This window comes from Pseudomonas taiwanensis DSM 21245 (genome assembly GCF_000425785.1).
In the GTDB taxonomy this organism is placed as follows: Bacteria; Pseudomonadota; Gammaproteobacteria; order Pseudomonadales; family Pseudomonadaceae; genus Aquipseudomonas; species Aquipseudomonas taiwanensis.
Map to the genome: position 1 here is coordinate 43,499 of NZ_AUEC01000037.1, position 12,870 is coordinate 56,368.

At 54.4% G+C, this 12,870-nt stretch carries 21 protein-coding genes and 2 pseudogenes; 10 read left to right on the plus strand and 13 right to left on the minus strand.

The window, feature by feature from the left end:
- Nucleotides 1–10 precede the first annotated feature (10 nt).
- Nucleotides 11–457, plus strand: coding sequence for a structural protein P5 (locus tag H620_RS0116675; protein ID WP_027907706.1), 447 nt, complete (start codon nt 11–13; stop codon nt 455–457).
- Nucleotides 454–996, plus strand: a complete 543-nt coding sequence (locus H620_RS26575) for a DUF2514 domain-containing protein (RefSeq protein WP_081669710.1) — start codon at nt 454–456, stop codon at nt 994–996. The genes H620_RS0116675 and H620_RS26575 overlap by 4 nt, the downstream gene beginning before the upstream one ends.
- Before the next feature lie 93 nt (nt 997–1,089).
- Here the strand turns inward: H620_RS26575 and H620_RS26580 are convergent, their stop codons facing one another.
- Nucleotides 1,090–1,860, minus strand: a complete 771-nt coding sequence (locus tag H620_RS26580) for a fimbrial protein (RefSeq protein WP_162144456.1) — start codon at nt 1,858–1,860, stop codon at nt 1,090–1,092.
- A 757-nt stretch (nt 1,861–2,617) separates the two neighbouring features.
- On the opposite strand from H620_RS26580, the pseudogene H620_RS26585 reads away from it, so the two are divergent.
- A pseudogene (locus H620_RS26585) lies at nt 2,618–2,770 on the plus strand (DUF2514 family protein); the annotation flags it as partial.
- Nucleotides 2,771–2,833: 63 nt separating this feature from the next.
- On the opposite strand, the gene H620_RS26965 reads toward H620_RS26585, so the two are convergent.
- A complete protein-coding gene (locus H620_RS26965) occupies nt 2,834–3,721 on the minus strand; it encodes a fimbrial protein (protein WP_155950788.1) in 888 nt (295 codons plus the stop codon).
- Between the two features lie 389 nt (nt 3,722–4,110).
- On the opposite strand from H620_RS26965, the gene H620_RS0116690 reads away from it, so the two are divergent.
- The 3 genes from H620_RS0116690 (at nt 4,111) to H620_RS0116700 (ending at nt 4,919) form a co-directional block, all read left to right on the plus strand.
- Entirely contained in the window at nt 4,111–4,335 is a 225-nt protein-coding gene (locus H620_RS0116690; RefSeq protein WP_027907707.1) for a hypothetical protein, read from the plus strand.
- Nucleotides 4,336–4,414: 79 nt separating this feature from the next.
- Nucleotides 4,415–4,723 carry a hypothetical protein gene (locus tag H620_RS0116695; RefSeq protein WP_027907708.1) on the plus strand — a complete coding sequence of 103 codons (309 nt, stop codon included), beginning with the start codon at nt 4,415–4,417 and terminating at the stop codon, nt 4,721–4,723.
- The gene (locus H620_RS0116700; protein WP_027907709.1) at nt 4,713–4,919 is read left to right on the plus strand and encodes a hypothetical protein; all 207 of its coding nucleotides are present in this window, start codon (nt 4,713–4,715) and stop codon (nt 4,917–4,919) included. The genes H620_RS0116695 and H620_RS0116700 overlap by 11 nt, the downstream gene beginning before the upstream one ends.
- 306 nt (nt 4,920–5,225) lie before the next feature.
- Here H620_RS0116700 and H620_RS0116705 read toward each other — a convergent pair whose 3' ends face one another.
- Both H620_RS0116705 and H620_RS0116710 read right to left on the minus strand, forming a co-directional pair.
- A complete protein-coding gene (locus H620_RS0116705) occupies nt 5,226–6,332 on the minus strand; it encodes a tyrosine-type recombinase/integrase (protein WP_027907710.1) in 1,107 nt (368 codons plus the stop codon).
- A complete protein-coding gene (locus H620_RS0116710) occupies nt 6,332–6,544 on the minus strand; it encodes a hypothetical protein (protein WP_027907711.1) in 213 nt (70 codons plus the stop codon). Before H620_RS0116710 ends, H620_RS0116705 begins: the two co-directional genes overlap by 1 nt.
- A 349-nt stretch (nt 6,545–6,893) precedes the next feature.
- Here H620_RS0116710 and H620_RS26970 point away from each other — a divergent pair, with 349 nt between their 5' ends.
- On the plus strand, nt 6,894–7,145 hold the full coding sequence (locus tag H620_RS26970) for a hypothetical protein (RefSeq protein ID WP_155950789.1): 252 nt from the start codon (nt 6,894–6,896) through the stop codon (nt 7,143–7,145).
- Nucleotides 7,146–7,213: 68 nt separating this feature from the next.
- On the opposite strand, the gene H620_RS0116715 is transcribed toward H620_RS26970, so the two are convergent.
- The 6 genes and pseudogenes from H620_RS0116715 to H620_RS27865 all read right to left on the minus strand — a co-directional run.
- Nucleotides 7,214–7,594, minus strand: coding sequence for a phage protein NinX family protein (locus H620_RS0116715; protein ID WP_027907712.1), 381 nt, complete (start codon nt 7,592–7,594; stop codon nt 7,214–7,216).
- A 346-nt stretch (nt 7,595–7,940) separates the two neighbouring features.
- On the minus strand, nt 7,941–8,222 hold the full coding sequence (locus H620_RS0116720; RefSeq protein WP_081669712.1) for a hypothetical protein: 282 nt from the start codon (nt 8,220–8,222) through the stop codon (nt 7,941–7,943).
- Entirely contained in the window at nt 8,219–8,470 is a 252-nt protein-coding gene (locus tag H620_RS0116725; RefSeq protein WP_027907714.1) for a hypothetical protein, read from the minus strand. Before H620_RS0116725 ends, H620_RS0116720 begins: the two co-directional genes overlap by 4 nt.
- Nucleotides 8,471–8,547: 77 nt before the next feature.
- Nucleotides 8,548–8,844, minus strand: coding sequence for an HNH endonuclease (locus tag H620_RS0116730; protein ID WP_244880964.1), 297 nt, complete (start codon nt 8,842–8,844; stop codon nt 8,548–8,550).
- Between the two features lie 84 nt (nt 8,845–8,928).
- Complete coding sequence (locus H620_RS27100; RefSeq protein ID WP_162144453.1) at nt 8,929–9,177, minus strand: hypothetical protein; 249 nt, start codon at nt 9,175–9,177, stop codon at nt 8,929–8,931.
- A gap of 162 nt (nt 9,178–9,339) precedes the next feature.
- A pseudogene (locus H620_RS27865) lies at nt 9,340–9,570 on the minus strand (hypothetical protein); the annotation flags it as partial.
- Here H620_RS27865 and H620_RS26975 point away from each other — a divergent pair.
- Complete coding sequence (locus tag H620_RS26975; protein ID WP_162144454.1) at nt 9,530–10,474, plus strand: DUF2971 domain-containing protein; 945 nt, start codon at nt 9,530–9,532, stop codon at nt 10,472–10,474. The pseudogene H620_RS27865 and the gene H620_RS26975 sit on opposite strands and share 41 nt — an antisense overlap.
- Nucleotides 10,475–10,559: 85 nt before the next feature.
- Here the strand turns inward: H620_RS26975 and H620_RS0116740 are convergent, their stop codons facing one another.
- Complete coding sequence (locus H620_RS0116740) at nt 10,560–10,994, minus strand: hypothetical protein (RefSeq protein WP_027907715.1); 435 nt, start codon at nt 10,992–10,994, stop codon at nt 10,560–10,562.
- Nucleotides 10,995–11,095: 101 nt separating this feature from the next.
- Between H620_RS0116740 and H620_RS0116745 the strand changes: the two genes are divergently transcribed.
- Nucleotides 11,096–11,791 carry a hypothetical protein gene (locus tag H620_RS0116745; RefSeq protein WP_027907716.1) on the plus strand — a complete coding sequence of 232 codons (696 nt, stop codon included), beginning with the start codon at nt 11,096–11,098 and terminating at the stop codon, nt 11,789–11,791.
- Nucleotides 11,792–11,882: 91 nt separating this feature from the next.
- Here the strand turns inward: H620_RS0116745 and H620_RS0116750 are convergent, their stop codons facing one another.
- Nucleotides 11,883–12,437 (minus strand): hypothetical protein, encoded by a 555-nt coding sequence (locus tag H620_RS0116750; RefSeq protein ID WP_209439659.1) that lies wholly within the window; start codon nt 12,435–12,437, stop codon nt 11,883–11,885.
- Nucleotides 12,434–12,583, minus strand: coding sequence for a hypothetical protein (locus H620_RS27105; protein ID WP_162144455.1), 150 nt, complete (start codon nt 12,581–12,583; stop codon nt 12,434–12,436). The genes H620_RS0116750 and H620_RS27105 overlap by 4 nt, the downstream gene beginning before the upstream one ends.
- Before the next feature lie 72 nt (nt 12,584–12,655).
- Here H620_RS27105 and tnpB point away from each other — a divergent pair.
- Nucleotides 12,656–12,870 (plus strand): IS66 family insertion sequence element accessory protein TnpB (tnpB, locus tag H620_RS0116760; RefSeq protein ID WP_049818802.1); only part of this gene is annotated, 215 nt, incomplete at its 3' end.

A 12,870-nucleotide genomic window follows, 5' to 3' on the forward strand; every position in this document is an offset into this window, starting at 1 on the left:
GAGAAAACCCATGATCATTCCCCGCGGCGTCCGGAACAACAACCCCGGCAATATCGACTTCAACCCGCGTAACGCCTGGCAGGGCCAGCTGGGCTTAGAGGTCGGCGTGCCCAAGCCTCGCTTTGCTTGCTTCGACACGCCAGAGAACGGCATCCGAGCCTTGGGCAAGCTGCTCATCAACTACCGGGGCAAGGACGGCATGCCTGGTGTGGGCGGGAAGGGCATCGATACCGTACTGGAAACCATCAACCGCTGGGCGCCTGCCAACGAAAACGACACCAAGGCCTATGCCGCGGCTGTGGCCAAACGTCTTGGTGTAGGCATCGTCGACCCGATCAACATCAAGAACCTGGCCACGCTGCGCGGGATGGTCGTCAGCATCATCATTCACGAGAACGGCGCCAACCCATACGACGCTGCGGTGATTGATGAAGGCGTGCTGAGGGCGCTGGTGTGAAGACCCTTGTGATCAGACTGGGACTGCTTGCGCTGGTGCTGGCGTCCTACTGGGGTGCCTATCAGCACGGGCGATCGGTAGAGCGGGCCGAATCCGGCTTGGTATCAGCACAACGAGATAGCGGCGACCGGCTGGCCGAGGTGCTAGGCGAACGCGGCGCCCGCGCGGAAGAACAGCGACGCGCCACGGCGCAAGAGGAGGCGAAAGCCCATGCTCAGAAAGAACGAACAACTGCTGATGCTGGTGCTGTTAGCGCCGATGCTGCTGGCCAGCGGATGCGCGGCGAAGCAGCCAATCTCGCTGCCACCGTCAGTTGCCTCGGCACGGATACCGTCGCTGTCGCCCGAGGCCAGGCAGCCACCCGCGCCGCCATGGTGCTCTCCGACCTGCTCGCACGGGCTGATGCTCGAGCGGGAGAGCTGGCGAAAGCTTATGACCGTGCCCGAGTAGCTGGCCAGCAATGTGAGGCGGAGTATGATGCCCTGATCAAGAAACCGAGCAGGGCGGTGAAAAGCACCGTTGAGAAGCATCTCCACTGAGATGTTGTCCAATAACCCATGCATGATGAGTAACCCTCGCGGCATGGAGACGTGATGGATGCTATGGGCTATTTGTCGTTTGCCTTGAAGATATTATAAATAAGAAACCTGTATCGTTAGAGATGAATTGGCTTTTCCAATCCCAACCTCTCTTTCAGTCTGGTAGTATGAAGCGGTGAAACTGTAGGAAGCACTGGCACCTATCGGTGGTAATAATTCATTGTCAGTGGCGAAGTTTACCGGCTGTCCGTCCTTGCGAATTTGAATACCAAGACCTGTGACGCTGCCAGGGTCCAGCATCATGATGCCATTTTTCTGATCCAGCCAGCCGGGACCTGGGATCATATCATATTTAACTTTATCGATTCTTCCAGAGCAGTTTCTCAGTTCTACGGTGAACTCTACGGGTCTGCTGGTGGAGCTGACCCCAGCGAAATCGGATAAAATGTACTCCCCCATGTTCACATCTGTAGTGGATAGTTCGCAACTTCCAGCTTCAACTACCAATTCCGAGTCTAGGGATGCTGTAAAAATTGTAAGTTGGCCAGCTATATAAGTGGCAAATTGTCCGGCAGGAATGGATGTGGATTTCTTAATGGGACCAGTTTTGTATATTTTAAGAGTGAATGGAGGCGGAAAGAAGTAATCAACGGTAGTGCTAGGCTCATACGGATAAGTCAGCACCTTATTTAATTTATAGCCAAAGCCAGTATTGCCGAAGGGGATTATGCCATTGGCTGGTAGGTCGCCATTGGCACTTTTCAACCCTATACTATCCAGGCTGGAGTTGCATGTAAATATTGCAGTTGGCGCGGGCGCAGAAATGCTTGCTACCTCTGTTCCTATAGCAGCATTTTCAGGCACCGATATTGGATCTTTTGTTCGGAAAGTGATGGTTTGGTTTGATCCGCTGAGGAGGGTGCAAGATGACCACGCCGAATTGGCGATGAACAGAAGTGCGAGTAGTGCTCGGGATAGCAGGGCTTTTAATTTCGTCGGCAAGATGGCTTGGTGGTAAATGTCAAAAAAACCTGGGCGCTCTGGTTCTATTTTCGTATACATACTATTTATTAAGGTTTGTCAGCTAAATTCTGGAGGGGCGGTGGATGGCCAATCTATTATTTCTAGATTTTGTTGGTTATATGCTAAGTGCATGGCTGGTAAAATTACACCGCAAACCTGGGCTAGTGGAATCAGACAATTCTGATACGTCTGCGCTTTGAGCTTTTGTATACAGCATGGTGCAGTTCATGCATTGCCGTGCTCGCATTGAGTGTTTTTAGGGTTGACTCAATTTTGGGAGTAGGAGGCGTACGGGTAGGGTTAATGGGTATGTATGGCTATGATCAAGGGAGATGACGATGAAGCGCACGATTGCCGGAATTTCAAAAGCTGGTGAGCAGCTGATTCAGCAGGCCATTGATGCCATGCGGAAGTACCGCGAGGCTCAGGATTACGGGGCACCACCCGTAGAGGTGGAGCGCCTTCGCCTGCGGGCGGAGTCCCTGCTTGAGGCTGTTTCCGACTACCAATCGCGAGTGATTGCCAGGGCGCGTGGTAAGAATCTGCCCCCCTTTGCATTAGGCGCTGTCTGCGGTGCATCGGAGATTTACCGGATTCAGCCGCCGCCCGCGCCACCATTGTGCTCTCCGACCTGCTCGCACGGGCTGATGAACGAGCGGGAGAGCTGGCGAAAGCGTATGACCGAGCCCTAATAGCAGGGCAGCTCTGCGAGGCGTCCTATAATGCGTTGACGCTTTACCATAATAAGTAGTTTTGCTCGGAGCTCATAAATAACTCATTATGAAAGTGGCACTTGAGTTTGCTGTGCCGGGTGTTAGAGTTGTATGGGGCGTCGGTAATACGCCGCTTTCAATGGGATTTGAACGCTGCCTCCAGAGTTACTGGTATAGTCTGTAAATGTCATGACTTGGTCAAGCTTGATAGGTTGGTCATTTCCATCAAATAACTGAATGCCGATGCCGCGAGCAGTCGAGTCGGGGGTTAATTCGACAATTCCTGCGTCGGCGTCAATTATAGGGGTGTTGGCTTTTAGTGTATATTTTATTGTGTTGATTTCTTTTGGGCAGTTGAATAGATTGATATTGTATGAGACAAGGTTTGGTGTGGTTGAATCTACGCTGCTCACGGTGTTTGTTGTCCCCATATTTACTTGCACGTCTGGGCTAGAACAAGAGGCTGCTTGCTGTGTAAGTGTTAGATTTACATTGATTTTTATTATGTCTAATTGATCTCTTCTGTATGTGCCCAAGGTTCCATTTAGAACTTTGGTGGTGTCGGTTATCTCTCCTGTTTTTGTTAAAGAGATGTTCCAGGATCCACCAGTTATTAGGTCTCCGGTCGTTGTGGTAATTCTCTCATTGTAGCTTTTTTCACCAACTGACCAAGAAAGGCCTGTGCCGGGTATTTCAAATAAAACCCCTTTTGTGGCGTGATTACTAAGGGGTGGGTTTGCGATGATTCCAACGTTACTTGGTCCTGTACAATGATAGCTTCCCTCGTTTTTTCCGGAGCCCAAAAAACTCTCATATACCATTGTTCCGTTGGGTGTGTCTCTAGGTATATTGAGGTTTATTTTGCTGGTCGAAAAATTCATGATTAACGGCTTAAAACCGGGATTGGCTGTGCATATCGCAGCTTCTGAAGGTGCGCTGGCAATAAATGCGGCAGCTAGGATGATATGGCGCGATTCATACGAGGGCATGGTTAGTTGGGGCTCTTTACGAAGTTCCAATTGAACTCGGGGTGCTCGTGCCTAAGTTGATTGTGAATTTTGTTGAAGTAACTGCTTGTAAAATATTCTTTGGGTGTTGCGCTTTTCTCGCAATGAATGGGAGTACACGCCGTAACTGACATCAAAGCTCCTATGAATAAAGCAGCGAGTGATTTATGTTGCGCGCGTGCGTGCTTTCTGGTCGGCTTCAAATTATGCATGATGGTTGGTAGGTAAAGTTAATCGGCGCTACATGCTATGAGGGCGAGCGCCAATTATGAGATCAGACGATTCTGATAAGTCCGCGCAGCGTGACTGACCGATTGCCCATTCTGCTAAGCTCTGAAGCTCGGTGATTAACGTCTGAGCGGAGCGGTAGCATGGACAAGCGCAGCTTCATTGGGATGGTTGAGGCCGGCGAGCCGCTGATTCAGCAGGCCATTGATGCCATGCGGAAGTACCACAAGGCTCAGGATTACGGGGCGCCACGCGAAGAGGTGGAGCGCCTTCGCCTGCTGGCGGAGTCCCTGTTTGAGGCTGTTTCCGACTACCAATCGCGAGTGATTGCGAAAGCTCGCGGCAAGGATCTACCGCCTTTGCATTAAGCCGCTGATCGACATTTGCCCGAAAACGCACCGATGTATACGATGCTGTATCTATATACAGTATTGGTGTCGGTGAGCTATGTACTTCCTCGTTGTTCGTCGCCGAGTACGCGGCGTGGCAATCCCTGCGGACCAGCTTCGCAAGGTCAAACCCCTGAAAGCTGACATCCACATCGGTGAGCATCATTCCGAGGTGCTTGGCCGGGTGGCTACCCAGGCATGGGTTTTCAACCCGACGCCGAGCGGCGACATCATCCCGCGCCTGCTCGATGCCAAGGTCAACGGCATGGCCCAGCTCGGAATGAACATCAATGGCGTCGAGGAACTCGACGGTGTGGTCTACGCGCAGTCTTGGTGGTGCCGGGCGGAGGGGGCGTATGGCAACTAGCCTCCCTCCGGCCTGGCTGACCGAGCTGAACGACCAGGCCGCCCTTGTGGCTGATCCTGATTGGCGCGCAGCAGTACTTAATGAGATGGCCTATGCCGCACGCCGGCGGCGAGAGGTCGATGACTGCGACCTGGTCGACATGCTGGAGATCGTTGAGTCGGCCAGGCTGTGGGCTCTGGATGGCTCCGATCTGTGAGGAGTTATATAAAGGAAGGGAAATGGTCGGCAGAACACCGCGGGCGGGCTGGCCAGGGCCAGTGACTTTTGAAGTGACATCGTTGGGATGCGTCCGTACCCGTGAAGCCTCGTTGCAGCGAAAGCAGGGCCGGAAATCCTGTGTTTTCATGCCGTTACGCAGGCTCGGCATGCATGGGGTGCAAGGGGTCGAGTGTTCGAATCACTCCGTCCCGACCAAAAATCCCTAAAAAATCCAGTCACTTAACGGTGACTGGATTTTTTTATGCGCGGCTCTGCGCAAAACTTGCGCAAAATGGGCGCAAAACTATCCGGCGATTTTACCAATATCCAGGTCGGCTTCGACTTCGGACCACACCACATCTTCGTGTCCTTTCTGGTAATTCCTGGTCATGCCTTCAGTTGTATGTCCGGCGATTTTCTGACCATCTTTCCCAGCCCGTTTGTATAGGTGAAGGGAGAGGGCGCGCACTTCATGAAACCCTGGCATCTCCTCCTCTTTGAGGTCTTGATAACAGCCGGCGGCATCCCTTGCATCCTTGAAGGCACGGGTGAGAAATCTCTCATCGACCTTCGTCCAGTGATCCTTCCCTTCACGTTTCTTCTTCCGCTCAGGGCGTCGGTGCACCAAGTACGGAGACAGAATGTCGTCCCGGCAACGGCTCAGCACTTCGCCCAATTGGTCGGTGACTTTGATCTTCAGCCAGCCAGCGTCCGAAGCCTTCTCCGTTTTGCTCTGCACCACATACAGATAACCATCACGCACGTCTTCGAACTTCATATCGAGGATGTCGCCACGTCGTTGCGCAGTAATGAGCGCAAGATCGATGGCATTTTTCAGCCAGCGCGGGGACTTATCGCGAATTGCTTTCAGACCTTCTAGCGTGTGCCGCTTGCGTTGCTTCTTCTCGATCTTTGGAATCGTGTTGGCTGCAGGGTTGTCCGGGCACAGACCTTTGGCAGCGGCATGGTTGAATAGATCGATCAGAATTGCTCGCGCTTGGTTGCTTGCCCGTGGGGTTAGCGGCTCAAGGAATTCTGCAATCATCCTGATGGTGATCTGGTCTATTGGTCGCTCGGCGAACTCTGCCCGGATTTGCTTGAACCTGACGGCGTATAAATCAAGCGTTGCTTTTGCTAGCTCGCGAGGCGGGAGTACGTCTCGCTCATAGGTGACCAGGAACTCGCCCAATGTCACCGAGCTTTCGCCGAGAACCTCGGCTACCAAGTCACCACCACGCAGGAATGCGGTGTTGAGCTGGGCGGCCGCATCGATGGCGCGGCCCCGGTCTGAGCCGAACTGAAACCACTTCCCGTCGGTGGGGCGCCGATACCGATACGTGCCCCGCCGAGCGTCGAAGTAGAGGTTCATGGGTAGGCCTTTATTGGTCTTGTTCCTGGGTCGAGGAACCATCACGCGACTCCTTTCAACACCATATCAACCAAGCTGTTGCCGGTGGTCCGCTGGTAGGCAGCCCAGTCGACGTACCAAATGTTGCCTATCCGTTCGCCCGGAATCTTGCGGTTGCGGAGGTAGTTGCGAATTGCCTGGGAGCACAGCGGAGTGCCGTTCTCGCCCCATTTTCGCCGCTGAGACTCGCTAATTTTGATCAGTTCTTTCTTCATTATGGTCTCCACGCCGCCGGTGGCGGCCAAATGGTTCGCAAAAATTGCACTTACCCCTTCGACGCAATGTATGGGTGCTAGAATCCCATTAGTGTGTTCTTTGGGGTGACCGCTATGGCGTTAGTGCTAGAAAATGGAAGTCATGTAAAATTTATTGATTGCGTGTTCGATGATGTCGACGTGGCAGTTGAGTTGATCAACTCAACTGATGTGCAAATAAGAAATACAACTGTTACCGGTAGGGCGGTTGTGAGAGGTAAGCATTCTCGCGGGCTGCTTTTTTCGGGAATTGAGCATACGTATCGTCCAAGCAGAACTCACATTTCAGTAGCTGTACAGAGGGCAATTTATGGCAATGTTTGAACTCGAAGACTCAGATCGGATAAATATTGAAGGGTGCAAGAGCGATAGCGAAACGCTCCTGAAAGGTGCGCGACTTAAGGATGTGACTGCTGTGGATTGTGAGGTTCAACAAAAGGCAGTCCAAGAAACTCCAAATCTGAAAGCTGGTAAATTACTTGGCCTTTCAATCGGATGGGCTATGACTATTGTTGCCGGGGTAATAGTCGCGGCGATATCGACATGGCTTGGGTTGTCTTGAGGTTACTGACTTCTGGGCGTAAGACTAAGAATCTTTTCCTGGGAAGTCCTTGTATGTCAGTACCAGGATCACGGAATCAGCTCCTTCGGTATCTGGACGATATTGCCGAGCCTGTGGTTGACAAGGCCCCGGCAGAATGCGACCAGCGCGGTTGGCCCGTAGCACCAGACTCTGGCGCCGGCCGGCCCGCCTGCGTAGCAGACATCATCGGGCAGGCCAGGAATGTGCTGCGATTTTCCGGAGTGCTCATCGATCAGCAGGCCGCCCTGGCTCCAATCTTTCGACGGCTGATAGAGGTTCGTCCAGCAGCCCCCCTCGGGTGTGTCGTAGATGCAGCTCACGCCTTGCTCGCTCACCTTGATCTCGCCGGCGGCTGTAGCCTTGGCCACCGCCCAGTCCAGAGGCGCGCCGACCAGGTTGGAGACCCTCACTTGGATCAGGTCGCTCATGCTGCCTCCTGCATTGCTTTGCCCACTTCAGCGGCAACCTCAACAATTGCCCGGCGGGTAGCTTTCGGGTTACTGATAGGCGTTATGTCCCGAGATGCTTCAACAAAGTCACCTCGGCACCCTGCGCGGTATGACTTCCAGACGCGGCCAGGGTGAATGGGCATCTCCAGCTCAAGAGCGAGGCTGAATGCTTGGCCATCGTGGTGCAGCGGCTCCCACACCGTCCAAAGGTCGTTGCCGCGCCTGACCCAAAGGGTGTAGTCCTGCCAAGAGGTCTAGAAGCCTGCGGCCTTGGCGGCGAAGGTCAGCAGCTCCCGGTCTTCGGCGCTCACTACGGTTACGTCGATCATGGCGCCACCTGGCTGGGGTAGGGCGGCTGTGTGGAAAGGGAGAGCGAGCCCAGCAGCGGGAGCCTCACCCATGCGCCGAAGTGGCCGCAGCCGATTCGGTACTTGGTGCCGGCCGCCATCGAGGGGCCGAATGCCGGAAGACAAAGCGCCTTCTTGGGCTTGCGCCACCACACCGCCCAGCGCCAGTAGCCACACTTCAGCGCCCAGCTCGCGACAACAGCCTCCTCCCTTCCGCCGTAACACCAGCGCAGTCCAAGAAACAGTTTTCCGATCTTCACAGCTGATACCTCTCATCAATCCAGCGCCCAGGCGCCAGAGCGGGTGTAGGTTCGGGTTGGGTTTCGTGCGGGGAGAGCAGGCGCTCGTTGCCGGCCTGCAGCTGGCTGTCGGGGGTGCAGCTGATGCCGACCCCATTCAGCAGGTAGCAGGTGACGCCGTGCTGGCTGTCGTGCTGCACGTCGATGACGTTCTCGGTTGCGCTGGCGCCGGTGGCCAGCAGCAGGAGGCAGAGGGCGAGGCGGGTCATTGTTGGCTCACCTTTTCGAAGTGGAAGACGACCTCGGCCCCGGTCTCGGCGATAGGGCCGTAGGCCTTGGCCAGGCGTTAGATGGGGTGGTACTGGTTGAGGCTGTTGACGTGGCCGGCCAGCCAGCGGCGCCAGTCCTCCAGCTGCATTCGGTGCTTGCTCAGGTTGCAGGGCACACAGGCCGGCATGATGTTGGCCAGGTTGTGGTTGCCTGGCCGTAGGGCTGGGACTGTCTTCGCTGCTTCGCCTGTGTTGCGGACGACTGGCTCGAAGTGATCTGCGTGCCAGCGCTCGCCCAGATCGTTGCCGCAATAGGCGCAGCGGCCGCCGTACTTCATGCAGACCTGCTCGCGCTCAGCTTTCTTGAGGCGCACGGGTACTCCTTGGCCGCCATATCGCGGCATTGAATAGGGGGGAGAGGGGTTACAGCTGGATGGAGTACAAATGTGCTCCAGGCGTCAGGCGGGCTCTCGGGTGGTGTTCGGCTGAATCGCGAGACCCCTGACGGCTTCGCTGTAGATGTACTTGATCTTGTCCCACGGGATGATATGGCGCTGGCCGTACTCACCCTCGCCATCGCATATCTCGCAGCCTTCTACCGGCTCATCCAGTTCGCGGCATTCCGGGCATTCCTGGGTGACCTCCAGCTTGAACTCACCGAGCAGCAGTGCCTTGGCGCCGTTCTCGGCCGTGAGCCGCTTGGGCATCAGGCAGTATCCGTCAGGGATGGATACCAACGGCCCAACAGGGACAATCGGCAGCCCAGTCGCCGCCGCATCCCGCTCTGCCTCTTCTTTGGTCCACCAGATGGCAGTACCAACCATCCAGGCTATTGGCTCGGGGTGGGGCTTTGCGGCGGCGCGCTTGTTCCACTCTTTCACTGCATGGTCATGGCCTGGCTGATCCTCGCCTTCGTGCTGCTGGACTCCGACTGGCCCGCTAGCAAGGCAGGCCGAATACTTATCGACTCGGCCTTGGCAGATAACGACAGAGGCATCGCTGTCGAGTTGCTCAACGAAGGCGTCTTGCTGACCGCAAAACGGGCACCGGCACAGCTTCGTGGCTTTCTCGGTGTTGCTGGATCGGTTTTCTTTAGACAAGCTGGCTCCTCCTCCGCTAACACGGCTTGATATTTTTCAGGTTGGTTTGCTTTTGGGGCGAAAAATGTTGAAATGTGTGAGGTTAGTTGAGTTATTAAAAACTGTAAGGGTGCCCATGATTGCTAATGATGAGAAACTTTTTCACTATACGGATCTAGGGGCGATCGCTTCGATTGTAAAGAGTCGAAAGTTGTGGCTGACAAATATAAGTTATTTGAATGACACGGATGAAATGAAAAATGGGGCTAGGTGTCTGTTAAATCAGTACAATAAACTGGCGGCAGAGGAAGATCAGCCGCCAGAACGAGCATTTGCAACAGGGTTTCTCGCAGTTGCTCTGGCAAGAATGAACGCACAAGAAGCTGATCACTCGGTTTTCACTTGTTCGTTTAGTCGGGCGCCTAATTTGTTAAGTCAGTGGCGAGGTTATGGGAATTTTGCCGTTGAATTTTCAAGGGCACAACTTGAGAAAAAGCATAGACTTTTGGATTGTGTATATAGCGACGTAAAAAAGAGGGCGGAGGCAAAAAAGGTTGTATCAAACTTGGTAGCTGCCTTTAATGATGTTGCTACAAATGGTACGACCATGGAGAAGGCTGGTGAGGCGGCGGATGAATTGAGTGTTAGTGCTGGGAGATTTAAGAATAAGCACTTTTCTGCAGAGAAAGAGGTTAGGCTGGTAGTGGCGGGAGCTCATGAGTGTTCGGAGGTTATGTATCGATCTCGGGGCGAGTACCTGGTTCCGTATTTGGAAGTTGAAGTGTCGCCCGAAAGCATCGCTGCAATCCATATCGGTCCTATAGCCGATCAAGCTTTAGCTGAACGCTCTATCAAGTCGTTGCTTAGATCATGTGGTTATATAGGTATCCAAGTCGTTAAGTCTGATATCCCATATCGAGCCTGATCCCACGTTTTATAATTTTCCTATATTGATCTATAAAGGATCTATAGTCGGCTATAAACTAGAGCTGGCGGGCAGCGCCGGAGGTTCAGGCGGCTTTTCGCTTGCTCAGCGCCGCCTTGTAGCTGGCTTTGGCCAGGGGCGCTGTGGGGCACCACTCGCCTTCAATGTCTCGGTCGCAGGAGCCTCGCCAACCGGAACGCGATCGGTACATTCGGTACTGCCACTGGCCTTCATGCTTGCGCTTCTCGCGATGAGGCCGGTTGATACCCAGGAACTCGTGGAAATCGCAGTTCCACTCTTCGTCGTAGTACCGGTCGTAGTTGGTGCGGCGCGGTGGCTTGGGCAGCGCTTCAGCCATCTCGCCATACTCGATGCCGTCCACGGGATGGTAACGGCTTGGATGGCGCTTCAAACTCTCGTCGAGGGTGACGCCAGGCTTGCCGTAGGCAATCACGCGGCGGCCGATGCACGCCGGGACCTGGTAATACTGCTGCACGTACTCGCAGGGTGTGCCGATCATGGCTTTCTCCATGCATGCGCCGCCCTCCGTGGCCGGATGCGGCATGGTGGCAATTTGGTTTAGGATGGGTTATTTAGCACTTCAGGATTAAGGAGGTCGATGTGCTGAAAAAGCTTGAATGGTGGTGGCCGGTGATCACCTTGGCCTACTTCTCGGTGATGATGTGGTGGGTTATCCAGAAGTGGGATGAATTTTCTTCGTTGAAGTTAAACGAACTAGGTGATTTCTTAGCAGGCGCGTTCGGCCCACTCGCATTTTTATGGCTATTGCTTGGAATAGTGTTGCAGGGGCGAGAACTTAAAGCCAGTTCTGAGGCGTTGAAAAAACAAGGAGAAGAGCTTGCAGAGAATGTGCGGCAGCAGAAAGCTCTAGTAGATGTTGCTGAGAGGCAGTGGCAAGCACAATTGGAAAGCCATGAGAATCAGGCGAAACAATTTCAATTGCTGGTTGAGCCCATATTTCAGCTCTACTCGACTACCGGTGGATTTTCGAATGGTGAGCGATACAGAGACTTTTCGCTCACCAATATGGGGGTGGATTGCCAGCGTATCGAAGTGTTCTTTAGGCCTGAGTCCGTAGAGGATAAACAGCTTGTTTTCAAACAGGCGGTGCTTAAGGTTGGGCAACTAGCTCAGTTTTCACTTTCGTTTCCGAACGATGTTATTCCGGGGAAAGGGATGATCCTTGTTCGATACGTGAACCGAGTCGGCGGGATGGGGGCTCAAAGCTTCAAATGCCTTTTTGAATTGAGTGATGATGGTGGTATCGAGGTGAAGATTGAAAAATTTTTTGTCTGAATAATTGAGTAGACACTTTCTACTAATCGGCTTGCCGGAAGATTGATGTGTTGCTGGCGCCGGCAATGCCGGACGCGGGCGGTGATACGCTTCATTTGCGGGCGCGGACCTTTGGGAAGTCGATGTTGTTTCGCTCGATGATCTTCACCAGCGTTCCGTAGTTGAGCTCAAGCTGCGTCGCCACCTGGGCGCGATGCTGACCCTCATCCCGCAGGGCGGAGATTCGCTCGACAAGCTTCAGCTCCTCGATGCGCTTTTCGTTCCGTTGGATCTGGCGCTGAACCTCTCGTTTATCCACCTCGGGGTTCTTGCTCTCGGGCCGGCGGAACACGAAGTTGCCCTCGCGACCTGCTCGGAACAGTGCCTGCCTGGAGTAGCCGGTGGCTTCCTGCACCTCTTGGCAGGTCATGGTCCTGGCCATCTTGCGGATCTCCGCCAGCTGCGAGGCGCGCCGGATGACACGGGGATCTTCCTTCTTGGCAGGCGCGGCCTGGATCGCCTCGATGTCTCGATGCGCTGGGCGCGGCACCGGCTCGTAGCCTTTCACCTGCTGTACGGCCCCGCCGTCGAGGAAGAAGCTGTCGATGCTCGCATTGAGCTGGGCCAGCACTGCATCGCGCTGGCTTGGGAGTGGTGCGCCGTTCATTGCAGGCCTACCTTGCTGGCGGCGCCTGCCTCCATTGCATCCACGAAGCGAAGCGCGGCCCGGTAGCTGAAGGCGAAGCCCTGGACGGTGCCGGTTTCGATCTCCACCACATCCCAGGTGCCGCCCTTGTTCGGTAAGCGCTCCATGAACCCCACATTCAAAGCGCTTACCTGATCCCCGATGCTGTGCTCCCGATTTCTTTCTGGAGCTCGCCGACCATGATGCGACCCGACGCCAAAGTCGAAAAAGTGTACCTCTACCCCAAGCCTGTCGACTTTCGAAAATCCATCGATGGCCTGGCCGCGCTGATCGAACTCGATATCAAGGTGGCGGTGTTCGACCCAGTGCTTTTCGTCTTCCTCAACAAGCCGCGCAACCGCGTGAAGATCCTGTATTGGGAACGCAACGGCTTCTGCCTCTGGCTCAAACGCCT

Coding starts and splice junctions, on each gene's coding strand:
- H620_RS27100 (WP_162144453.1), bottom strand. CDS start 9,177: ATGCCCAAGCGGCTCACGGCCGAGAACGGCGCCAAGGCACTGCTGCTC.
- H620_RS0116705 (WP_027907710.1), bottom strand. CDS start 6,332: ATGGTTCCTCGACCCAGGAACAAGACCAATAAAGGCCTACCCATGAAC.
- H620_RS0116750 (WP_209439659.1), bottom strand. CDS start 12,437: ATGAACGGCGCACCACTCCCAAGCCAGCGCGATGCAGTGCTGGCCCAG.
- H620_RS26970 (WP_155950789.1), top strand. CDS start 6,894: ATGGCAATGTTTGAACTCGAAGACTCAGATCGGATAAATATTGAAGGG.
- H620_RS27105 (WP_162144455.1), bottom strand. CDS start 12,583: ATGGAGCGCTTACCGAACAAGGGCGGCACCTGGGATGTGGTGGAGATC.
- H620_RS0116695 (WP_027907708.1), top strand. CDS start 4,415: ATGTACTTCCTCGTTGTTCGTCGCCGAGTACGCGGCGTGGCAATCCCT.
- H620_RS0116700 (WP_027907709.1), top strand. CDS start 4,713: ATGGCAACTAGCCTCCCTCCGGCCTGGCTGACCGAGCTGAACGACCAG.
- H620_RS0116690 (WP_027907707.1), top strand. CDS start 4,111: ATGGACAAGCGCAGCTTCATTGGGATGGTTGAGGCCGGCGAGCCGCTG.
- H620_RS0116725 (WP_027907714.1), bottom strand. CDS start 8,470: ATGACCCGCCTCGCCCTCTGCCTCCTGCTGCTGGCCACCGGCGCCAGC.
- H620_RS0116710 (WP_027907711.1), bottom strand. CDS start 6,544: ATGAAGAAAGAACTGATCAAAATTAGCGAGTCTCAGCGGCGAAAATGG.
- H620_RS0116715 (WP_027907712.1), bottom strand. CDS start 7,594: ATGAGCGACCTGATCCAAGTGAGGGTCTCCAACCTGGTCGGCGCGCCT.
- H620_RS0116740 (WP_027907715.1), bottom strand. CDS start 10,994: ATGATCGGCACACCCTGCGAGTACGTGCAGCAGTATTACCAGGTCCCG.
- H620_RS26965 (WP_155950788.1), bottom strand. CDS start 3,721: ATGCCCTCGTATGAATCGCGCCATATCATCCTAGCTGCCGCATTTATT.
- H620_RS0116675 (WP_027907706.1), top strand. CDS start 11: ATGATCATTCCCCGCGGCGTCCGGAACAACAACCCCGGCAATATCGAC.